Source organism: Loktanella sp. DJP18, from assembly GCF_049310965.1.
Taxonomy (GTDB): Bacteria; Pseudomonadota; Alphaproteobacteria; order Rhodobacterales; family Rhodobacteraceae; genus Loktanella.
In genome coordinates, this window is record NZ_JBMERN010000047.1 from 1 (window position 1) to 21,423 (window position 21,423).

Here is a 21,423-nt window from a genome sequence, read left to right on the forward strand (position 1 = left end):
GGCGACTGCGCTTGTCGAGGGGGCCAGCCCCCGTCCCTGCGGGACTCCCCCGACATATTTTTGATCAGAAGAAGCTAAAGGCCCAGACGGGTCAGCGCGGCGTCCAGCGGGGCGGTGTCGTCGAAGGTCAGGCGGACGGGCAGCGTCAGCACCTTGGCGCGGAAGGCAGCGGGAAGACGCACGGCGTCCTTTTCGGTCGTGACCAGTTGCGCGACGCGGGTCTTCGCCTCGAGTGTCAGGCGGGTCATCAGGGCATCGGTCAGCGGCTGATGGTCCTCCAGCGCCTCGGCCCGGATGACGTCGGCCCCCATTGCGCGCAGGGTGGCAAAGAATTTCTGAGGATGGCCGATGCCGGCAAAGGCCAGCAGGCGCAGGCCGGTCCAGGGCATGCCGGTCACCAGAGGGACCAATTCGCCGCGCAGGTCGGGGGTCTGCCATGTCGCCGCGAATGTCGCCTGTGCCGCGGCATCTCCGATCGCCAGCAGCAGGTTTGCGCGACGCAGGCCGGTGGCAACGGGCTCCCGCAGGGGTCCGGCGGGCAGGACACGGCCATTGCCGAAACCGCGCTGCGCGTCCACCACGACGATAGACAGATCCTTGACGACGCTCGGGTTCTGGAAACCGTCATCCAGCAGAATGACGGTCGCGCCGGCCTCCTCTGCCGACTGCACACCCGCCGCGCGGTCCCGTGCAACCCAGGTCGGCGCGAATGAGGACAGCAACAGCGGTTCGTCACCCGTGTCCCGCGCCGCGTGATGTCGTTCATCGACCTGCACGGGTCCGGCCAGACTGCCACCATACCCGCGCGAGACGATGTGCGGTGCCTGTCCGCGCGCGGTCAGCATCTGCGCCAGGGCCATCGCGGTCGGGGTCTTGCCGGTGCCGCCCACATTGATGTTGCCGATGCAGATGATCGGCACGCCGGCGCGGTAGCCGGGTCGTGCCACGCGACGGGCCGTGGCCGCGGCATAGGCCCAGCCCAGCGGAGCCAGCAGACGCGCACGCGGGTCCGGTGCATCGGGCGGCGTGAACCAGAAACCTGGCGCGCCCATACCTAGAGCCCCGCTTCATCAAGGCGGTCGCGGATCAGCGTGACGATCCGGTCCGTCGCCTCTGCCCCGCGCGACGTGACGTCCCAGCCCGCCGTCGCCATCGCGGCCACCCGGTCGGCTGAAAGCAGCGCCTCGACCGCGCGGCCCAATGCGGCCTGCGCGTCGATCTGCATGGTTGCCCCGGCTTTCGCGAGCCTGGCGTAGCGCGCAGCAAAAGGCTCCGTGCGCGGGCCGTGGATCAGGACCGCGCCCAGCGCCGCCGCCTCGAATGGGTCCTGCGCGGCGGATTGTGTCAGCGTGCCACAGGCGAAGGTCACGGTCGCCAGCCGCAACCAGAGCCCCACCTCGTCCGGCGCGTCGACGACATGGACCTGCGCACCCTCTTCCGGTTCGCTGTCGATGGACCGCAGGCTCGCGGGCAGGCCCAGCGTGTTGAATCGTTCAACCAGATCGGCACCCTCGGCCGGACGTGCAGCGATCGCCACCAGCAGCAGCCGATGCGACCGGCGCGCGGCATGCCGTTGGGCGGCGGCGAGCGCCGGGACGTCACCCGGTTCCGTTTGCGTCGCAAGCCAGACCGGGCGGTTGCGCAGCGCTTCCGCAAGGTCGCGCCGATCCGCTTCGATGTGGGTCAGGACGGCGGGCGGGTCTTCGAGGACGCCGATGGCATGCGTGCGCGCTTTTGGCGCGCCTGCGGCGACGAACGCATCCGCAGTTGCCTGTTCGCGCGTGAAGACCGCATGCAGATGTGCCAGCATCGCCCGGCTGCGGGACCGGAACCAAAGGCTGGAGAATCCATTCAGGGTGGTGTCTGCCATGTCGATCACCACAACCGGAATCCCCGCTTCTTGCGCGGTGCCGAGCGTTGTGCCGTCCAGCGTGCCGCCGATCCACAGGATCATCATCGGGTCGATCTGATCCAGATGCGCCCGGATGGCGCGCTTGCCCTCCGGATGTATGCCCGTCGTGGCGGCAAAGACCACGTCTTCGCCCGTCGCCCGCAGCCGCGCATCAAGCGCGGCGACAACCATCGCATCCGCAGGGGTGTTGCAGCGGACCCAGACAACGGCCTCCACCTTCGTGACCCGGCTTACAGGCCGAGTTCTTCGGTTGGCGAGGCCGCTGTCTCCTCGTCCCGGAGGCGGTGAATGTGCGCGATGAAATAACGGGTGTGCGCGTCATCGACGGTGCGCTGCGCGTTCGCCTTCCAAGCGTTGTAGGCACTGGCATAGTCGGGGAACATGCCGACGATGTGGATATCCTCGACGTCCTTGAAGGCATTCTTCGTCGGATCGATCAGTTCGCCACCAAAGACGAGGTGCAGGCGCTGGGTCATGGGAGGAGAGGTCCTTGGGATCAGAGTGCGGTTGCGGCGCAACTTACGCAGGGTGCCGCGCTGTTACAACCGGGGTGCCGGATGCGGCCCTGCCAGCGGTCTCGCCGATTTGCGTGAAGGATCGGTTCAGATCAGTGCGGCGTGCAGGGCCGCGTGAACCGGTCCTGCCGCCAGCACGCCATCGACCTGAGGATGCGGATTATTGAACTGCAACGGCTTGCCTCGCCGGTCGGTCGCGGTGCCAAAGGCTTCCTCGACGATCAGGGCACCTGCGGCGATGTCCCATTCCCACGACGGCCGCAGGGTCAGCATGGCGTCGAAACGTCCCTCTGCCACGAGGCAGAGGCGATAGGCGAGCGAGGAACGGAACCCTTTGGAAAAGGCCGGTGCCGCCCCGCCGATCCAGTGCTGCGGTGCGAGGTTCGGCTTTGTCGTCAGGACATGCGCCTCGGCCAGGGTCGTGATATCCGTGACGCGCAGCGGTTGGCCGTTCAGGGTCGCACCGCCGCCCTGTGTCGCCGCAAAGGTCAGACCGCGCGCAGGCAGAGCCACGACACCGCAAATCACGCGCCCCTGCTCGACCACCGCCAGCGCATGCGCCCAGTCGCGACTGTGGTTGATGAAGGCGCGGGTGCCGTCGATCGGATCGACGATGAACTGCCGCTGCGTCGTCAGCCGCGCCGGATCGTCGGGCGATTCCTCTGACAGCCAGCCATAGGCGGGACGCGCGCCGCGCAGGCGGTCGGTCAGCATGGCGTTCACGGCAAGGTCGGCCTCTGTCACCGGGCCCTGTTCGTCGTCCTTGTCCCAGACCTGCGGATCGGCCTTGAAGTAGCCCAGCGCGATGTCGCCGGCCTCCTGTGCGGCATCCAGCAGCAGCGGCAGGTCAGTCGCCGGCAAGGGTAAGCCCTTCGACCAGAAGCGACGGCACGACGCGCGACAGATGCGGGCGGGCGTCGTTGGCGGCAATCATGCTGCGCCACATGTCGCGCAGGTTGCCGGCGATGGTGCATTCGTTGACGGGATGCGTGATTTCCCCGTTCTGGACCCAGAAACCCGCGGCCCCTCGGGAATAATCACCGGTATTGGGGTTGATCGTGGACCCGATCATCGAGGTGACAAGCAAGCCCGTGCCCATCTGCGCGATCAGGTCGGCGCGGCTGGTGCTGCCTTGGGTCAGCGCGAGGTTCGTGACGCTGGGTGATGGCGGGGCAGAGGTCCCGCGCGACGCATTGGCCGTGGATGGCAGAGCCAGCTTGCGACCCGTCGCAAGGTCCAGCGTCCAGCCGGTCAGCGTGCCGTTGTCAATCAGGGCGCGACGTTGCGTCGGCAGACCTTCGGCATCGAAGACCTTGGATGCGAAAGCGCGGGGCCGGTGCGGGTCTTCGATCAGGCTCATGCCGTCGGGCAGGATCTGTTCGCCCAGCGCGCCACGCAGAAAGGAGGCACCGCGCGCGATGGCGCTGCCGTTGATCGCCTGCACGAGGTGCCCGATCAGCGAGGAGGCGACCCGTTCGTCGAACAGCACCGGATAGGCCCCGGTTCTGGGCCTGCGCGATCCAGCACGTTCGACGGCGCGGGCGGCGGCCGTGCGGCCGATGTCGGCGGGGTCGCGCATGTCGGCTTGAAAGATGCGGGAGTCGTAGTCGTAGTCACGCTCCATCGCGGCACCGGCGCCGCTGATCGCGACGCAGGACAGGCCGATGTCGGACCGGGCGTAGCCGCCGGAAAAGCCGTTCGTCGCGGCCATGTGAATCTGGCGGCGGGAATAGCCGGCACTGGTGTCCGAGACTTGAGAGATGCCGAGGTTCTCCTGCGCCGCCGCCTCTGCCCGCAAGGCGGCATCCTGCAAGGCCGCCGGATCGGGTTCGGGCGAATCGTCGCACAGTTCCAGATGCGCGCTGTCGGTCGACCGGGCCAGCGCGTCCTTGTCGGCGAGGCCGACGGTCGGGTCCTCCGGCGCCTCTCGCGCCATGGCAACGGCACGGTCGGCCATTTCGGCGATGGCGGCCGGGCGGCTGTCCGAGGACGACACGCAGGCCTGCCGCTGTCCCAGCTGGACACGCAGCCCGATGTCCACACCTTCGGAGCGTTCCGCCTTTTCCAGCTGCCCCTGCCGCACGTCGATGGAAATCGACGTCCCCTGCACCGCGATGGCGTCGGCGTCATCCGCCCCAGCGCGGCGAGCAGCGTCGAGGATCTGTTGGGTCAGCGCGGCAAGATCGGTCATCGGGCGGTATCCTTATGCTGACCCCCGAAGTAATCCGGCCCGGCCCCTACCGCAAGGTGAGGGACCGGACCGAGGGGAATCAACGGATACGCTGCCCGTTGGCCAGAACCTGACCGTCCTTTACCTCGATCACCGATTGCAGGGCGTCTTCACCCGTCGGTTTGGCGAACATGCCCAGCATCATGCGCGGCATCATCGCCTGTTCGGCCGGGATCAGTCCCATCTCGATCAGTTTGTCGATCAGCGCGTTGGCCCCCACGATATCGAAGGTGGCACTGCCTTCGGGGCGGGGCATGCCCGGAAACGTCGTCGTGTCGGTATTGTCGAAGGTGAACTCGCCGGTGCCCGACACGTTCAGGCCGACCGCATCGATGGTCAGGTCGTTCAGCGTCAGGCTCTCGATCTCGCCGGGGAAGCCGGGCTGACCCGCCAGCGCTGCGGCCTGTGCGGGGTCCATGACCGCCACGTCAAGCTTTGCGGCGCCCGACACGTCGAGCCTGATGGTCGCAGGATCGTGCGACAAGGCGGACGCGGGATCGAACATCGCCCAGATCTCGTCGTTGACGGTGACGTCGGACAGGCCCAGCAGCAGCCGGAGCGGTGCGGGCGCATCCGTCGGCGCGACGGGAGCCTGCAGCGCGACGTCATAGGACCCGGCGGACAGGCTGAAGGGGAACGGCATCTCGCTGCTGGTCAGCTCTGCCGCGACGTCGGTGACGGAAACCTCATAACCCAGCCCTTCCGGCCCGATGGCATAGGTCATGGTGCCGGGGCCGGTGGTCGATGTGCCGTTCATCGTCGAGGTGCCGTCGACATTGATGATGTAGGCGGATGGCCCGCTCGTGTAGCTGCCCTGCGCCGTGTATTCGCCGCCAAAGATCGCGGCGGGGTCGCTGAAATCCAGATCAGCCGGTGCGCTGCTGCTGCCCGTGCTGGCAATGCCGTCGACCTTGCCCGACAGCATCAGCGATTCATCCTCGGGCGTAGCGATGTCCACCAGAATGTCGGCGGTCCCGACCGTGACGTCATAGGTCGAAGCGTTTGTGTCACCTGTCCGGGTATTGGAATTGCCGCTGACCGTGTTCAGCGTGACCCGCATGTCGCCGGTCACGGGACCTTCGGGCGTCGTCAGACTGTCGATGGCGATGACATATTGATCGGCCGCGACGTCGTAGGTCATGTCCTCGGGAGACCCGCTTGCCGTGATCGCAGTCCCGGTCTGCGCGATGGACAGGGCAATGGCTGTGCCATTCGGCGAACCGATCTCGACCGGGACGCTTTCGGACAGGGTGATGGCGACGGTGCCGTCGTCGGCCCCGGTAAAGACGACCTGCGGGATGGTCATCTTGAATGTATCCCCGTCGCTGTCGCTGGTCAGCGCAAAGTCCGTCACCGTGACGGTGTTACCCTGCTCGTCGACCGCGCCGGTCGTCACCTCGGCACCGCTGGCGTATTGCGTCATGCTGTCCTGCCAGGCAGCCCAGACCTGCTGGGCAGTGACGTCGGCATGGGCAGCCGGGGCAATCATCAGCGCGGTGATGCAGGCACCGGCACGAAGGGGGTGTCGTCTCGTCATGGGTCTGATCCTTGTGCGGCAGTGTCGGGGACGGCACCCTTGCCGTTCCGGTCCAACTGGGGAATTCTGCACCCAACGCTAGAGCGTCCCGCATGGGACGGAAAGGGAGTGCGATGAAAAACTTTGATCTGACGGGCCAGACTGTGTTGATCACCGGGGCAAGCCGCGGAATCGGGGCAGCGGCGGCAAAAGCCTTTGCCGCCGCCGGGGCGAATGTCGCGCTGGTTGCGCGATCGCGTGAAAAGATCGCGGAACTGGCGGGCGAAATTGGCGAAAGGGCGCTTGCCATCCCCTGCGACGTGTCCCGCTACTGGGAAGTCGAGCAGGCGGTGAATGCCGCGATCCAGACCTTTGGCCGCATCGACGTCGTCATCAACAACGCCGGCGTGATCGACCCGATGGGTGCGCTGTCGCAGACCGACCCCGAGGCCTGGGGCAAGACCATCGACATCAACCTCAAGGGCGCGATGCACGGGATGCGCGCGGCGCTTGGTCCGATGATCGGGCAAGGGTCCGGCACGATCATCACCGTGTCGTCGGGGGCGGCGCACAACCCGCTGGAAGGCTGGTCGGCCTACTGCGCCAGCAAGGCGGGGGCCTATATGCTGACGCAGGTGGCCGACCGGGAAAACCGGGGCAAGGGCTTGCGGATCATGGGTCTGTCGCCGGGCACCGTGGCCACCGACATGCAACGCGAGATCAAGCAATCCGGCGTCGGTCCTGTCGCGCAGCTTGACTGGTCGGCGCATATCCCGCCGGAATGGGCGGCACAGGCGCTGGTCTGGATGTGCACGGCAGAGGCGGACGCATGGCTGGGCAAGGATGTGTCCCTGCGCGACACGGACATCCGCCAGCAGGTCGGCGTCGCGTGATCCGCACGCAGCGCGACGGCGATCTTGCGATCATCACGCTGGACAGGCCGGACAAGGCGAACGCCCTGACCGCCGCCATGCTGACCGATCTGGTCGCAGCCGTGCACGACGCGGGCAAGGCCAAGGCGGTTATTCTGACGGGCGCGGGGCGCGTGTTCAGCGCCGGGGCTGACCTTCAGGACGTTGCGGTGCTGAAGACTTCGCCGCTGTGGGAAAACTTGTCGTCGGCCATCGCCGCCTTGCCCGGCCTGACCATCGCGGCCTTGAACGGCACGTTGGCGGGCGGTGCCTGCGGCATGGCGCTGGCCTGCGACCTGCGTGTGGCAGCGCCCGCGGCCAAGGTGTTCTATCCGGTAATGAGGCTGGGCGTCCTGCCGCAACCGTCCGACCCCGCGCGACTGATCGCATTGGCAGGGCTGTCGCGCGCAAGGCTGATCCTGCTGGCCGGTGCGAAACTGACCGCCGCAGAGGCGCTGGCCTGCGGGCTGATCGACCGCATCGCCGACGATCCGGTGGCAGAGGCGCGCATGCTTGCGACCGACGCCCTCGCGGCCGACCTCGACCACATCGGCGCGATCAAGGCGCTGCTGACCTAGCGCTGTCGCCGCAGGCTCTCCAACTCGATCGCCAGACGGGTATGCAGTTCGGTCAGCACCTTCATCTCGGCCTGCCGTCGCACCGGATACAAGGGCGCGGCCTTGTCCTGTTAAGTGCGCCCGCGCCTGCGTCTGGGCACCTTCGACATGAAATCAGGCGGACGCCTTGCCACCCATGCCGCGAAGGCGGCCAGTCGCGGATGATCGCGCAACGCCTGTGGCGTGTTGTAGGTCCGCGCAAGCTCTGCCTCTGACAGGGTCGCGTGGATTTCCTTGTGGCAGATGTGGTGGACCAGCACCGTCGGCCCACCCTTGCCGCCCTTCAGTTTCGGCACCAGATGATGCAGGCTTTGGGGCACACCCTGCGGGATCGGCCGCAGACACAGGGGGCAGATCGGATCGGGCGCGTCGGTCATGGTGCTTGCCGGTTAATGTGGGTCGGTGCAGAACGTGGGGCGCACCCGGGCAAGAGGCAAGACATGACCGGCATCAGCCAGAAGACCGCCGTCGTCGTGGGGGCCGGACCTGCGGGCCTGATGGCGGCCGACGTGCTGTCCGGTGCGGGTGTTGCGGTGACGGTCGTGGACCGGATGCCGTCGGTCGGCCGCAAGTTCCTGATGGCCGGCAAGTCCGGCCTGAACCTGACCAAAATGGAGAACCCCGCCGCCTTTGCCGCCGCTTTCGGCACCACCGCCCCGGCGATGATGCGGGCGCTTGCGGATTTCGGTCCGGCCGAGGTGGTCGACTGGGCCAAAGGGCTGGGACAGGAGGTCTTTACCGGATCGACCGGTCGCGTGTTTCCCGTTGCGATGAAGGCGTCACCGCTGCTGCGCGCCTGGCTGGCGCGATTGGCAGGCCGCGACGTCACGTTTCACACCCGATGGACGTGGGAGGGGTGGCGGGACGATGCCCTTCAATTCGCAACGCCGGAGGGACCGCGGAGCCTTGCGCCGGATATCACGATCCTTGCCTGCGGCGGAGCAAGCTGGGCGCGGCTCGGCTCCGACGGGACTTGGGCGCGACATCTGGATGGCGTGGCACCGTTCAGGCCGGCGAATTGCGGGTTTCGCGTGAATTGGTCCGATCACATGCAGCCCTTTCTGGGCCAGCCGGTGAAAGCGACGCGCCTGACAGCCGGGACCGCGACCTCTCGGGGGGAATGGATCATCGGCCGCACCGGGATCGAAGGGGGCGGCGTCTATGCCGTCTCGGCCGCAGTACGGGACGGTGCCGACCTGTTCGTGGACCTCTTGCCCGATCTGACAGCCGCTCAGATCGATGCGCGGATCGCCGCAGCGGGCCCGAAGGCCAGCAGGTCGAAGATCCTGACCTCCACCTTGCGACTTCCGGCCGCGAAGGTCGCTCTCTTCAACGAAATGTCGCACAGGTCCAAGGACCTGCCGCGCGCGGTTCGGGCCGCAACGCTCAAGCGGTTGCCGCTGTTGCACGACGGCGCGACCGCCCTCGATCAGGCCATATCGACCGCAGGTGGCCTGCGGTTCGATGCCTTAAAGGGCTTTGCCCTGCGCCGGCACCCGGGGGCGTGGGCCGCAGGCGAAATGCTGGACTGGGAAGCACCGACCGGCGGATACCTGATCACCGCATGCCTCGCGTCAGGGCGACAGGCGGCCCTGCAGTCCCTTGCCGCCATCGCTGGACCGGAACCGAATCAAGCCCGATTATCCCAGTCGCGCAAAGGTATGTAAGGCGTCACGCGCCGGTCGAAGTATTAACCGAGTTGGACTTGGCAAAATGGCGCAAGGTGATCGCGGAGGGGAAGGAAGAGGCCGAAATTTGGTCAATTCCACCTTCAATCCCAGCGCTTGATGTCACCTGACTTTTAGGGAACTGTTGCAACCTCGCATCGCTATCCCAAAGCAAGTCCGGCGTTTATCGGACCCATTATACAAAAACCAAACGGGCAAGGTTGCATGATATCAGAATTTATTACGTTCTATCAACACCTTGCCTGACCTGCATCATTGCGTGGGTGCGTTGCCTCTGAACCATTGACCGTCCCGGCCAATAAAGCGTCAAATCCGATGGATGCAGTTGCGGCAACACTCCGGTCTGTTTTCAACAAGTATCTTGTTTTGGGTAAAAAACGTGGATAGACAACCTGTGATCGTCCACAACGTGCATCTAATTGGAGTACCCACAATGCGCATCACCACTACCCTCGCAGCCGCTGCCGCAATCGCAGTGACCGGTGCCGCAGCTTCCGCTGGCGGCCTGGCACCCGAAGTCATGGAAGCTCCGGTTGTCGTCGTCGACACTCCGATGGCACCCACTGGCTCCGTCAACTCGGGCTACATCGTTCTGGGCCTGCTGGCCGCTCTGGTTGCCGCTTCCGGCTCCTACTAATCCTTCATTGGATCAGACGATATTTGAAAGGGCTGGCATCGCGCCAGCCCTTTTTCTTTGCGTGCGATCACATGAATTCACGGCGATTGCACAGCGCTTGATCGGATTTGCTAGCACCGACGTTCATGCAACCACCAAATGAAGCGACCTTTGATACATCCGATGTCCCATATCGTGGCCCTTGCAGTGACGCTGATGCTGACGACTGCGCCCGCTGTTCTGGCTGAAAACAACGTGACCGCCACTCGTGCCGACGCGATAGCCGAACCGCAGCCGACCGTGCCACAGGGTGATATCATCGTGATCGGGCTATTTGCGGCACTTGGCACCCTGGCCAACGGCTGAACGAGGGCGGATGCCGGTCAGCCGCGGGCCATCATGGCCAGCCGGATCAGCGTCCGCTCCATCAAGGCGTGTTGCGGCGCATGGCTTGCCGACCGCATCGTGAGGTCGGTGTCCGTCAATGTTGCAATCGCCTTTTCGAGCCTGTCCCGCCCCCAATGCGATGCCTGTCGCATCAGCCTGTCGCGGCGTGGACCAAAGACAGGGGGTCGCAGACGTCCGATCCCCTGCCCCGGTCCACCCGGGTCAGAGGCCACCACGTGCAACTGACGAAAGTGGCGCATGGCGTTGATGCACAACGTCACGGGCATGACGCCCTGTGCGTAGAGATCCCGCAGCACAGGACCGATTCGCTGCGACTGGCCCTCGGCCACGACAGCCAGAATGTCGTCGACATCCACGTCGGCGGCCTGAGGAGCCAGCAAGGCGATGTCATCGACACTCAGCGGCGCAGGGTCGTTCATCTTGTAAAGGCCCAGCTTCTCGATCGTCTGACGCAGGTCGCCGGGGGTCACGCTGTGGGCCAACGCCATGATCGCATCCATCACGTCACGGTCCGGGATCTCCAGCTTTGCCGAATCCAACAGGGCCTGCACGTCCTCCTTGTTCGGCGGATCGTCGTAAAGCGCGATCGCGACGCTGGCACGATGACCCTCGAACACCTTGCGCAACGCAGATTTCGCGGTCAGCTGTCCGGCGGTGACGACAAGCTGCGCGTCGCCGTCGCGCCAGTCTTCCAGCACCTCGGTCATCAGGGCTGACAGACCATCGGTCGCGTCTTCGACCAGTGCGATGCGCGGCCCGGGAAAGAACCCCTGTGCCTTGACCGCGTCATTGGCCAGCACCGGGTCCTTGCGCAGGTCAGAGGCAGCAATGCGCGTCAGGCGCATCTCGGATTCGCCCTGCGGACCGATCAGCAGACCCACGACCTGCGCGCGCGCGGTGGCGACCCGCATGGGATCGGCACCGAAGATGAGGATTCCGGCCCGGCCGGGATCAGGCTTGCGCAGAAAGGCGGCGGCGTCCCGACCCGCCAGCTTCACCGCGGCAGGTCCAGCAGCATGATTTCCGACACGACCTTGTCCGCGAGAAGGATCATCAACCGCCCGACGGCATCCGTCGCGGCAGCCTGCGTCGCGACCGTGGACCCCGTCGCGGCGTAGCTGGTGAAGCCTTCAACCTGACCGCTGCCCAAAACGGCACCATCCAAGGTGACCAATTGCCAGCCGGCAGCGCCGACCACGTTATAGCGCAGCGTGGTGCCGGTCTGCGACTGCGCCGCGACATCGAGCGCCAGATCAAGGCTGATCGCAAGTGTTGCAGTCGGGCTGGTGGCCGGTCCCAGCCGGTCGATCAGGCGGCTGCGGATCGCAAAGCCGGGGACCGTTTCGGGCGCGGTCACCGCTAGGTTGCCCCGCAACGCGAGCATCGGCGCGCCGGGGGCCAAGGCGGGCGTGAACCCGCAGGCCCCCAGGGCCAGCAGCGACAGCAGGACGCTGCGGCGCAGGGTGCGATCACACGACAATGTTCACGATCCGACCGGGCACGACGATGACTTTCTTTGGCAGGGCTCCGCCCAGATTGCGCTGGACAGCGTCCTGCGCCATGACCATTTTTTCAACCGTGGCGGCGTCGGCGTCGGCGGCGACGGTGATCTCGGACTTGCGCTTGCCGTTGATCTGGATCGGCAGCGTGATCTCGGTGTCGACCAGCATCGCCGCGTCCGCCTGCGGCCAGGGGGCGTTCAGGATCAGACCCTCGCCACCCAATTTCGCCCAGATATCCTCGCTCAGGTGCGGGGTCATCGGCGCCATGAGCTGGGCCAATGTCAGCGCCGCCTGACGCCGCGCGGTGCCACTTGCGGTGCTGCGCGCCAGCGTGTTGGTGAAGGCATATAGCCGGGCGATGGCGGCGTTGAAGCCGAAGGATTCGATGCCCAGCGTGACATCCCGGATCGCGCGGTGCATGTCACGCAACAGCGCATCATCGGTTGCTGACGCGCCCTCTTCGGTGGATTGCGCCACGTCGTTGGCGATGCGCCAGACCCGTCCAAGGTGCTTGTAGGTCGCCTCTGCTCCTGCCGCTGTCCATTCGACGTCCCGTTCCGGCGGGCTGTCGGACAGGACGAACCAGCGCGCCGTGTCAGCACCGTATTGACGCACGATGTTGACCGGATCGACGACGTTGTTCTTGGACTTCGACATCTTGGCGGAGGGGGTGACCTCGACCGACGTTCCGTCCTCCAAAAAGGCACCGCCGTCGCGCAGCGTGACCTCTTCCGGGTAGTGATAGACCGGCCGACCGTCGAGGGGTCGCTTCGTCGTGTAGATCGCGTGCGTCACCATGCCTTGGGTGAACAAGGCATTGAACGGCTCTGACGCACTGGCCGGCAGATGGCCGGTCATGTGCATCGCACGAGCGAAGAAGCGGGAATAGAGCAGATGCAGGATCGCGTGTTCGACGCCGCCGATATACTGGTCAACGTTCATCCAATAGGCGGCGTCCTCTGCCACCGTCGGCGTGTCGGCACGCGGCGCAGTGAAACGGGCGTAATACCACGACGAATCGACGAAGGTATCCATCGTGTCCGTTTCACGCCGCGCCTTGGCCCCGCATTTCGGACAGGTGCAATCGCGCCAGGTCGGGTGGCGGTCCAGGGGGTTGCCAGGCACGTCGAATGTCACGTCGTAGGGCAGTTCGACCGGCAGGTTCGCCTTGTCCTCCGGCACCACGCCGCAGGTGTCGCAATGGATGACCGGGATCGGGCAGCCCCAGTAGCGCTGGCGCGACAGGCCCCAGTCCCGCAGGCGGAATTTCGTGACGCCGTGACCGACGCCGTTCGCCTCGCAGAATGCGATGGCCGCATCGACGGCCTGTTCGCCCGTCTGCCAGTCGTCACCGGCGAATCCCTTGGTATAGAAAACCTTCTCGGATTTCATCGGGACATAGGCCTCGGTGATTTCGGGATCGGCGTCGTCGGACGGCAGGAAGGTCGCGGTAATCGGCAGGCCGTATTTCGTCGCGAATTCGAAATCGCGCGCGTCATGGGCCGGGCAGCCAAAGATCGCACCGGTGCCGTAGTCCATCAGGATGAAGTTCGCGATGTAGACCGGCAATTCCCATGCGGTGTCAAAGGGGTGACGGACGCGCAATCCGGTGTCGAACCCGCGCTTATCGGCCTTCTCCAGCGCCTCCTCGGTCGTGCCGCCCTTGCGCACGTCGGCGCAGAAGGCCGCGACTTCGGGGTTGTCACGTTCCAGCAGTCTGGCCAGCGGATGATCCGGCGAGATGCCGACAAAGGATGCACCCATCAAGGTGTCGGGGCGGGTCGTATAGACCTCGACCCGGTCATGACCATCGGGGCCGTCGATCAGGCCAAAGCTGAATTGCAGGCCCCGCGATTTGCCGATCCAGTTGGATTGCATCAGCTTGACCTTGGCGGGCCAGTCATCAAGGCCATTCAGCCCCTCCAGCAGTTCCTCGGAATAGTCGGAGATCTTGAAGAACCATTGCGTCAGTTCGCGCCGTTCGACGACGGCGCCGGACCGCCAGCCGCGGCCATCCTCGACCTGTTCGTTGGCGAGCACAGTCATGTCGACCGGGTCCCAGTTCACGACGGCCTTCTTGCGGTAGATCAGACCCTTTTCGAGGAAATCCAGAAACAGCGCCTGCTGTTGGCCGTAATATTCCGGGTCGCAGGTCGCCAGTTCGCGGGACCAGTCGATCGACAGGCCCAGCGGTTTCATCTGGTCGCGCATGTCGGCGATGTTCTGGTAGGTCCAGTCGCGCGGGTGACCGCCGCTGGCCATCGCGGCGTTCTCCGCCGGCATCCCGAAGGCATCCCAGCCCATCGGGTGCAGGACGTTGTGGCCCGTCGACATCTTGTAGCGCGCGATCACGTCGCCCATCGTGTAGTTGCGCACATGCCCGATGTGGATACGCCCCGACGGATAGGGAAACATTTCCAGCACGTAGTATTTCGGTTTGTCGTCCGACCGGGTCGCCCTGAAGACATCGGCTTCGGCCCAGGCGGCCTGCCAGCGCGCTTCGATCATGGACGGGGTATAGCTGGTCATGGGATGGGGGCTTTCATAGGGCAAGTCACCGGTTTGACCCGGAGGTGGTAGCAGGCTGCGGCGTACCGGACCGATGTCATTCAGCCCCATCCTCCGTTCCGCGGAATGTGTAGCGAAGCCGACTGCCCGTCACAAGTCTGATGGGCTGGGCCCGCCATCGGCAGAAACGAAAAGGGGCGGCCCCAAAGGACCGCCCCAATCTTGATCTCTTCAGATTTCTATCAGAACGTGAAGGAGACTGCGATCGTGGTACCTTCGTTGACTTCGAAGGAGTTACCGATCTCGTCGTTGGCACCGGTGTAGGTGTCGCCGGTGTCGCCGTAAGCGGCGATCAGGCTTGCACCACCACCCAGGTCGTAGGTCGCAGCGACGTAGGCTTCGTACGCATCGCTGTCACCGTCGTTCTGGATGTAACCAGCGTAGCCGGTCAGGCCCATGCCAGCGTCATACGAACCTTCGACGCCGATTTCCTGGTCGTTGCCGTCGTGGTAGTAGGCAGCAGCGGCAACCGGGCCGTTTTCGTAGGAAACGCCGACGCCGTAGTTGTCTTCCGTCGCCGATTCAGCCGAGTAGAAGGCCGTCGCGGTGATCGGACCGAAAGGATAGTCGACCTGCACGCCGATCGAGTCTTCTTCCGAGGTCATGTTGCGAGCGTATGCAACCTTCACGTCCGCGCCGGCAAAGGTGCTGCCAGCATAGACGCCCACGACTTCGTCGACAGTGCCCGGATCGTCGTTGCCGGCTTCTTCGTCAGTGAGGATACCGTCCTCGTTGTCGTCGGCGCGGTTGAAGTTCACCAGACTCTGCGAGATTTCTTCCTGGTAGGCCATGCCGACCACGAAGTTGCCGAAGGTGCCTTCAGCGCCAAGCGACAGACCGGTCAGACCGTCGAAGTCGGTATCATCGGTGTCGGTGTTGTTCGCCAACAGGAAGGATAGCGAAGCTACGACCGAACCGTAATCCAGATCACCGCGGATCACGCCGTCGACGAAGTCGCCATTGGCAGCACCGTCATCGATGTCGTCCTGCTCAAGGAAGCCGTCCTGCTCCATGTTGGTGGTGCCGGCCCAACGAGTGGCAGCACCGGTCTCGGTGTCGCCGATGTAAAGGGCTGCGCCCTGGCCTTCGACGAACACGACAAAGTCGGACGCGGAGATGTTGATGTTGTCGAACGTGCCGCCGTCGATTCCGGTCTTGGACCCTACGACGATACCGTCATCGTTGAAGGTCTCGTTGTCGCTGAAGTCCAGATCGATATCCAGCGTCAGGCCGGCGGTCAGGCCCATGTTCATGCCGGCAGAGGTAGTCACCCCCAGGCCGCCTTCGAAGTAGAAGCCGCCTTCGACTTCATCGTTGTAACCGAACTCGCCGTCGGCACCCAGAACCACGCCGGATGCCGATTCAGCAGCAGTCGGAGTCAGGTCCATCATCGGCGTATCGCTCGGCGCGATCGTGCCGTCGGCCATCGGTGCCACTGCGAGATTTTGAGCCGATGCGGCGCCGGCGAGGGCGACCAGAGCGGTCGTGGTAAGAAGGATGCGTTTCATGGATAATTCCCTCGTGTTTGCATTCCCAGATATGCCAGTAGCTCCGGCATTGATCGAGTAATTGCTCTTGAACGGATGCGCACTCAAGAGAATTGGCCGACGGGGCGGCCGGTCGCTGGGAAATGGTGCAAGAGGGACACACACGGAATCGCCCCGAAGTTGGCATGACTTTGGTTAAATTTAGGCATATGCCCGCGATGACAAGCGACCCGGACAAGCGGAAGGAAATTGTGGATGACGCTGGAAGTGATCAGGTCGCGCATGGCCGTCGCGGCAGAATCAGCAGGGCGGTCCGCGTCCGCCGTCACCCTGATCGCCGTGTCCAAGGTGCAGCCGCTGGACCGGGTCACGGCCGTGCTGGAACAGGGTCAGCGGGTGTTTGGCGAAAACAAGGTGCAAGAGGCGCAGGGCAAATGGCCCAACTTTCGCGCGCAGTTCGGCGCAGTCGACCTGCACCTGATCGGGCCCCTGCAAACCAACAAGGCCCGGGCCGCGATGGACCTGTTCGACGCCATCCATACCGTTGACCGGCCAAAGCTCGTCACGACGCTGGCCCGCCTGGCACAGGATCTGGGTCGCTGTCCGCACCTGTTCGTGCAGGTGAACACCGGGGCCGAACCGCAAAAGGCGGGCGTCCTGCCGCAGGATACCGATTCTCTGATTCAGGCCGTCCGCGACAGCGACCTGCCGCTGAGCGGCCTGATGTGCATTCCCCCGGCCGACGCCGACCCCGCGCCCCACTTTGCCATGCTGCGCGATATCGCCGCCCGCAACGGCCTGACCGGCCTGTCGATGGGCATGAGCAGCGATTTCGAGACCGCGATTGCCTATGGCGCAACCCACATCCGCGTCGGGTCCGCGATCTTTGGTGAACGGACTCCGGCATGAGCGACGATTACGCGCCGCCGCAGGACCCGCTTGTAGTCCTGCATGACGATCACGAGGTCATTCTTGTCGACAAGCCCGCCGGGCTGCTGTCCGTGCCCGGCAAAGGCGAACACCTGACGGATTGCCTGATCGCGCGAGTGCAGGCGGTCTTTCCGACCGCGCTGCTGGTGCACAGGCTGGACCGGGACACGTCCGGCGTCATGATCTTTGCGCTGACGCCCCATGCGCAGCGCCACCTTGGCCTGCAGTTCGAAAAGCGTCAGACTAAGAAAACCTATGTCGCCCGCGTCTGGGGCAAGGTGGAGGAGGCGACAGGCACCGTCGACCTGCCGTTGATCGTCGATTGGCCGAACAGGCCGCTCCAGATGGTCGATCACGACAACGGACGGTCGGCCGTCACCGACTGGCGTCGCCTGAAACGGTCCGAGGCGGAAACGCGGATGCGCCTGATGCCCAAGACGGGGCGGTCGCACCAGCTGCGCGTTCACATGCTGGCAATGGGTCACCCGATTTTGGGCGACCCCTTCTATGCGACCGGGGCCGCACGGGATTTCCCGCGGTTGATGCTGCATTCCGAATCGCTTCAGTTCCGCCATCCCGATGGTGGCGCGCCCGTAAAGGTCACCGCCCCCGCACCGTTCTAGGGCGCAGGGGCAGAACGGGTCAGGCGTTGGACCAGCCGCTGATGGCCTTGGCTTCCAGGAATTCCTCGATGCCCCAGACGCCGCCTTCGCGCGCCCGACCGGACATCTTCATGCCGCCAAAGGGGCTGCCGGCTGCACGGCTTTGGCCGTTCATCTCGACCATGCCCGACTTCAGCGCCAACGCCATCCGGTTGCGACGGGCACCATCCTCGCTCTGGACGTAGTTGGTCAGACCGTAGGGCGTGTCGTTGGCGATCCGCACGGCGTCGGCCTCATCCTCGAAGGGGATGATCGACAACACTGGGCCAAAGATTTCCTGCTGCGCGATCGCCATGTCGTTGCTGACATCGGCAAAGACCGTGGGGCGCACATAGTAGCCCCGGTTCACGCCTTCGGGCAGGCCGGGACCACCGGCGACCAGCCGGGCGCCTTCGGTGATGCCCGTCTCGATCATGCCCTGGATCTTGTCCCACTGGCTCTTGTTCACCACCGGGCCGATGTGGCGACCTTCTTGTGTGGTCGGGCCGACGGTGATCGCGCCCGCGACTTCTGCCGCCTGCGCGACAGCCGCGTCATAGACGCTGCGTTCCACCAGCATCCGGGTCGGCGCATTGCACGACTGACCGGAGTTCTGCATGCAGTGCAGCACGCCGCGCTTGACCGCCTTGTCGTCGGCATCGGCAAAGATCACATTCGCCCCCTTGCCGCCAAGTTCCAGCGTCACGCGCTTCAACGTGTCGGCGGCCGCCTTGCTGATCGCGATACCCGCACGGGTCGAGCCGGTGAAAGAGATCATGGCCACGTCAGGGTGTGTCGACAATTGCGTGCCGACCCCCTGCCCGTCACCGTTCACGAGGTTGAACACCCCCGCCGGCACGCCCGCGTCATGGACGAATTCCGCGAACAGAAGAGAGGACAGCGGCGCCTCTTCGCTGGGTTTCATGACGATGGTGCAACCGGCCAGCAGGGCTGGAATGACCTTCAGCGTCACCTGATTCATCGGCCAGTTCCACGGCGTGATCAGGCCGACGACGCCGATGGGTTCCAGCGCGATCCGGTCGTTCGGGGCATGGTCGCCCAATGGCTTGATCCATTCGATCTGATCCACCGCCGTCAGGAAGTTTTCCAGATGCCACGGCAGGCAGGTCGCCTGACTTTCGCGCGCGAGCTTGATCGGGGCACCCATTTCGGCACGGATCGCCTCTGCCATCTCGTCCTCGCGCAGGCGATACTGGTCCAGGATGCCGGCGCAATATGCGGCCCGCTGCTGCGGTGTCAGGGCGGCCCACGCCGGAAAGGCGGCCTTGGCCGACGCGACGGCGCGGTCGGTGTCCGCCTGATCGCCCAGAGAGATGACGGCGCAGGTTTCCTCTGTCGCCGGATCGATCACGTCGCAATCGTGCGGCGCGGCGGGCGCAACCCATGCGCCATTGATGTAGAAGTCGCGTTTCTCGATCATGCTCTGTCCCTCGGGGATTGCGAATTGTGCCGACAGTGCCAGCGCCATCGCACCGGCACAAGCGCTGGCGTCGGGCCGGATCATCACTATGTAAGGGGCAATGCAATCCTCAGAGGAGACCCCGGCCATGGCCCTGCGCATCAATGATACCGTTCCCGACCTGACGATCCAGACCGATCAGGGCGAGATCAAGCTGCACGACTGGATCGGCGACCAATGGGCGATCATCTTCTCGCACCCCAAGGATTTCACGCCGGTCTGCACCACAGAATTCGGTGCCGTGGCCCAGCTGGCCGACGAATGGGACAAGCGCGGCACCAAGGTGCTGGGTGTGTCCGTCGACGGCGTAGAGGAACACAAAAAATGGAAGGTCGATATCGAGACCGCCGGCGGTGCCAAGCCCGGTTTCCCGATTGCCGCCGATCAGGACCTCGCGATCTCCAAGGCGTTCGACATGCTGCCGGCCGAGGCCTATCTTCCCGATGGCCGCACGCCCAATGACACCGCGACCGTCCGCGCCGTCTTCATCATCGGTCCCGACAAGAAACTGAAGCTGTCGATGGTCTATCCGATGAACGTTGGCCGCAACTTTGCAGAGGTGCTACGCGCGCTGGACGGGTTGCAGACGGCTGCCAGCCGCGGCGTCGCGACGCCCGCCAACTGGAACGTCGGTGACGACGTCGTGATCCCCACATCGGTCAACGACGCGGACGCCAAGGAAAAGTTCGGCGATTTCAAGACCGTGCTGCCCTATCTGCGGATGACGAAGCTGCGCTGATCCCACGATCCGAGCGGGGGTGGCCAAGGGCGACTTGGTCCCCCCCGCCGGAACATCGCGTCATCGCATGGCCTGTCGGCCGTCGCGGCGCGTGTCGGCGCAGACTTAGAACAGAAAGACGTGCGTGCCGACGGGCACTAGATCATAAAGCTCTGCCACATGCTCGTTCGTCAGACGCACACAGCCGGACGAGAACCCCCTGCCGATCGTCTCTGGCTGGGGCGTGCCGTGAATGCGGTAATATGTATCGACGTTGCCGTCATACAGATACAGCGCCCGCGCGCCCAAGGCGTTCTGCGGATGCCCGCCGGGCAGACCCTTGGCGAAGGGACCGTAGATTTCCGGCTCCAGCCGCACCATCTCGGGTGTCGGAATCCAGCTTGGCCATTCCCGCTTGCGCCGGATCGTCAGGACGCCGGTGTAGTTGCGGTCCTCGGCCCCGAGCGCGATGCCATAGCGCCGCGCCCGCCCATTGCCGAGCGTCCAGTACAGAAAGAAGTCCTTCTTGATGACATGGATCTGGCCTGCCGGCAGGTCGGGACTGACATCGACCTCCTGCGGCAGGAATTTCTGCGGCATCCCGGTGGCGGGCCTGCCGAAGATGCGTGCCAATGGATTGGCGCTGGCGGCGGTGCCTGCAAAGGATGCGGCCGCGCCGACCGCGAAGGAACGACGATTTATCATCTGATCTGCCTGACTGCTGTTGCCCGATTGGTCGGGCTATTGCCGCTTTTCTAGCAACATTGGCCGATTCGGTCCTATCATGATTGGCCGATGCCGCTTTTCCGTGCGTTACTGACACCGAGGGGACACAGATTGCATGGCCCCGTCACGCCTTGACGCTGCGCGCCTTGATCATCGCGACCCCGCTTTCGCCAAGCGGAACAACGGCAAAGGGGCCGCCGTGGCACATGTCCTCGGGATTTTGCGGGTCCATGGGTGCGGCCTGCGACAGGATGCGCGCAGCGTGAACCTCTGCGTTGTCCTGCGGGCGGTAACCGAGGAAGGACGCGCGCGCGTTGTCCACCGGCACGCGGTCGTTGTCCGACACGCCCCAGACGATGGTAAAGCCGACGGTCGGCGTCTCGATCGCCGCCTTGACCATGCGGATCAGGTCGCCGTGCGACAGCCATGTGCCCAGCGCGCGGGCGTTGTTGACCGTCTCTTCGCAGGAATAGATGCGCATGCAGACGCTTTCCACGCCGCGCTTGTCCCAGTAGAGGCTCGCCAGATCCTCGGCAAAGCATTTGGCAAGGCCGTAGTAGGTGTCGGGCCGGTGCCGCGCGGCGGTGTCGATGAAGTCGGTCTTGGGATGCATTCCGACCGCATGGATGGACGACGCATAGACGACGCGCCGTACCTTGTGGCGATGCGCCGCCTCCCACACGGTATAGGCGCCGACGATGTTGGATTGCAGGATGTCGTCCCAGGGTGCCTCGTCCCCGATGGCACCGAAGTGGACGACCATATCTGCCCCTTCCATCACGCCCATCACCTGATCGAGGCTGGACAGGTCGGCCTTCACATAGGTCTCGTTCGGGCCAAGGTCCGCCAAGCTGTCGGCGATGTCGGTCGTGACCAGTTCGCGGCACATCTGCGCCAGCGGCTGCCGCAGCACGCCGCCCAGTTTGCCGGCGGCCCCGGTCAACACGATCTTGTTCAG

At 64.9% G+C, this 21,423-nt stretch carries 22 protein-coding genes; 8 read left to right on the forward strand and 14 right to left on the reverse strand.

Translation table 11 applies throughout. The annotated features are described in order from the left end of the window. Positions 1–74: 74 nt before the first annotated feature. The 6 genes from lpxK to ACOI1H_RS13975 all read right to left on the reverse strand — a co-directional run bounded on the left by lpxK (position 75) and on the right by ACOI1H_RS13975 (position 6,194). A complete protein-coding gene (gene lpxK, locus ACOI1H_RS13950) occupies positions 75–1,052 on the reverse strand; it encodes a tetraacyldisaccharide 4'-kinase (RefSeq protein WP_422438329.1) in 978 nt (325 codons plus the stop codon). A gap of 2 nt (positions 1,053–1,054) precedes the next feature. Further along, positions 1,055–2,128: a 3-deoxy-D-manno-octulosonic acid transferase gene (locus tag ACOI1H_RS13955; protein WP_422438331.1), complete on the reverse strand. Its 1,074-nt coding sequence runs from the start codon at positions 2,126–2,128 to the stop codon at positions 1,055–1,057. 14 nt (positions 2,129–2,142) lie between these two features. Beyond that, positions 2,143–2,388, reverse strand: a complete 246-nt coding sequence (locus tag ACOI1H_RS13960) for a DUF4170 domain-containing protein (RefSeq protein ID WP_422438333.1) — start codon at positions 2,386–2,388, stop codon at positions 2,143–2,145. 126 nt (positions 2,389–2,514) lie between these two features. Next, the gene (locus ACOI1H_RS13965; protein ID WP_422438334.1) at positions 2,515–3,288 is read right to left on the reverse strand and encodes a 3'(2'),5'-bisphosphate nucleotidase CysQ; all 774 of its coding nucleotides are present in this window, start codon (positions 3,286–3,288) and stop codon (positions 2,515–2,517) included. Continuing rightward, positions 3,275–4,618, reverse strand: coding sequence for a TldD/PmbA family protein (locus ACOI1H_RS13970; protein ID WP_422438335.1), 1,344 nt, complete (start codon positions 4,616–4,618; stop codon positions 3,275–3,277). The genes ACOI1H_RS13965 and ACOI1H_RS13970 overlap by 14 nt, the downstream gene beginning before the upstream one ends. Before the next feature lie 79 nt (positions 4,619–4,697). After that, a complete protein-coding gene (locus ACOI1H_RS13975; RefSeq protein ID WP_422438336.1) occupies positions 4,698–6,194 on the reverse strand; it encodes a DUF2125 domain-containing protein in 1,497 nt (498 codons plus the stop codon). Positions 6,195–6,307: 113 nt separating this feature from the next. On the opposite strand from ACOI1H_RS13975, the gene ACOI1H_RS13980 reads away from it, so the two are divergent. Continuing rightward, positions 6,308–7,066 carry an SDR family oxidoreductase gene (locus ACOI1H_RS13980; RefSeq protein ID WP_422438338.1) on the forward strand — a complete coding sequence of 253 codons (759 nt, stop codon included), beginning with the start codon at positions 6,308–6,310 and terminating at the stop codon, positions 7,064–7,066. Then, positions 7,063–7,662 carry an enoyl-CoA hydratase/isomerase family protein gene (locus ACOI1H_RS13985; RefSeq protein ID WP_422438339.1) on the forward strand — a complete coding sequence of 200 codons (600 nt, stop codon included), beginning with the start codon at positions 7,063–7,065 and terminating at the stop codon, positions 7,660–7,662. Before ACOI1H_RS13980 ends, ACOI1H_RS13985 begins: the two co-directional genes overlap by 4 nt. A 110-nt stretch (positions 7,663–7,772) precedes the next feature. On the opposite strand, the gene ACOI1H_RS13990 is transcribed toward ACOI1H_RS13985, so the two are convergent. Next, positions 7,773–8,078, reverse strand: a complete 306-nt coding sequence (locus tag ACOI1H_RS13990; protein WP_422438341.1) for an HNH endonuclease — start codon at positions 8,076–8,078, stop codon at positions 7,773–7,775. Positions 8,079–8,141: 63 nt separating this feature from the next. On the opposite strand from ACOI1H_RS13990, the gene ACOI1H_RS13995 reads away from it, so the two are divergent. The 3 genes from ACOI1H_RS13995 (at position 8,142) to ACOI1H_RS14005 (ending at position 10,371) form a co-directional block, all read left to right on the forward strand. Continuing rightward, positions 8,142–9,368 (forward strand): TIGR03862 family flavoprotein, encoded by a 1,227-nt coding sequence (locus ACOI1H_RS13995; RefSeq protein ID WP_422438343.1) that lies wholly within the window; start codon positions 8,142–8,144, stop codon positions 9,366–9,368. Between the two features lie 454 nt (positions 9,369–9,822). Beyond that, positions 9,823–10,026, forward strand: a complete 204-nt coding sequence (locus ACOI1H_RS14000) for a hypothetical protein (RefSeq protein WP_090186112.1) — start codon at positions 9,823–9,825, stop codon at positions 10,024–10,026. Between the two features lie 150 nt (positions 10,027–10,176). Beyond that, positions 10,177–10,371 carry a hypothetical protein gene (locus ACOI1H_RS14005; protein WP_422438345.1) on the forward strand — a complete coding sequence of 65 codons (195 nt, stop codon included), beginning with the start codon at positions 10,177–10,179 and terminating at the stop codon, positions 10,369–10,371. A 17-nt stretch (positions 10,372–10,388) separates the two neighbouring features. Here ACOI1H_RS14005 and holA read toward each other — a convergent pair whose 3' ends face one another. The 4 genes from holA to ACOI1H_RS14025 form a co-directional block, all read right to left on the reverse strand. Beyond that, positions 10,389–11,411 (reverse strand): DNA polymerase III subunit delta, encoded by a 1,023-nt coding sequence (holA, locus tag ACOI1H_RS14010; RefSeq protein ID WP_422438347.1) that lies wholly within the window; start codon positions 11,409–11,411, stop codon positions 10,389–10,391. Then, complete coding sequence (lptE, locus tag ACOI1H_RS14015) at positions 11,408–11,893, reverse strand: LPS assembly lipoprotein LptE (RefSeq protein ID WP_422438349.1); 486 nt, start codon at positions 11,891–11,893, stop codon at positions 11,408–11,410. Before lptE ends, holA begins: the two co-directional genes overlap by 4 nt. After that, complete coding sequence (leuS, locus tag ACOI1H_RS14020) at positions 11,883–14,444, reverse strand: leucine--tRNA ligase (protein WP_422438350.1); 2,562 nt, start codon at positions 14,442–14,444, stop codon at positions 11,883–11,885. Before leuS ends, lptE begins: the two co-directional genes overlap by 11 nt. Positions 14,445–14,665: 221 nt before the next feature. After that, positions 14,666–15,991 (reverse strand): porin, encoded by a 1,326-nt coding sequence (locus ACOI1H_RS14025; protein WP_422438352.1) that lies wholly within the window; start codon positions 15,989–15,991, stop codon positions 14,666–14,668. Between the two features lie 234 nt (positions 15,992–16,225). Here ACOI1H_RS14025 and ACOI1H_RS14030 point away from each other — a divergent pair, with 234 nt between their 5' ends. Both ACOI1H_RS14030 and ACOI1H_RS14035 read left to right on the forward strand, forming a co-directional pair. Beyond that, the gene (locus tag ACOI1H_RS14030; protein WP_422438354.1) at positions 16,226–16,879 is read left to right on the forward strand and encodes a YggS family pyridoxal phosphate-dependent enzyme; all 654 of its coding nucleotides are present in this window, start codon (positions 16,226–16,228) and stop codon (positions 16,877–16,879) included. After that, positions 16,876–17,523: a pseudouridine synthase gene (locus tag ACOI1H_RS14035; protein ID WP_422438356.1), complete on the forward strand. Its 648-nt coding sequence runs from the start codon at positions 16,876–16,878 to the stop codon at positions 17,521–17,523. Before ACOI1H_RS14030 ends, ACOI1H_RS14035 begins: the two co-directional genes overlap by 4 nt. Positions 17,524–17,542: 19 nt before the next feature. Here the strand turns inward: ACOI1H_RS14035 and ACOI1H_RS14040 are convergent, their stop codons facing one another. Beyond that, a complete protein-coding gene (locus ACOI1H_RS14040; protein WP_422438370.1) occupies positions 17,543–18,982 on the reverse strand; it encodes an aldehyde dehydrogenase family protein in 1,440 nt (479 codons plus the stop codon). 127 nt (positions 18,983–19,109) lie between these two features. Here ACOI1H_RS14040 and ACOI1H_RS14045 point away from each other — a divergent pair, with 127 nt between their 5' ends. Then, positions 19,110–19,760 carry a peroxiredoxin gene (locus ACOI1H_RS14045; RefSeq protein WP_422438357.1) on the forward strand — a complete coding sequence of 217 codons (651 nt, stop codon included), beginning with the start codon at positions 19,110–19,112 and terminating at the stop codon, positions 19,758–19,760. A gap of 105 nt (positions 19,761–19,865) precedes the next feature. Here the strand turns inward: ACOI1H_RS14045 and ACOI1H_RS14050 are convergent, their stop codons facing one another. Then, positions 19,866–20,444 (reverse strand): L,D-transpeptidase, encoded by a 579-nt coding sequence (locus tag ACOI1H_RS14050; RefSeq protein WP_422438358.1) that lies wholly within the window; start codon positions 20,442–20,444, stop codon positions 19,866–19,868. A gap of 145 nt (positions 20,445–20,589) precedes the next feature. Next, positions 20,590–21,423, reverse strand: coding sequence for an NAD-dependent epimerase/dehydratase family protein (locus ACOI1H_RS14055; protein ID WP_422438372.1), 834 nt, complete (start codon positions 21,421–21,423; stop codon positions 20,590–20,592).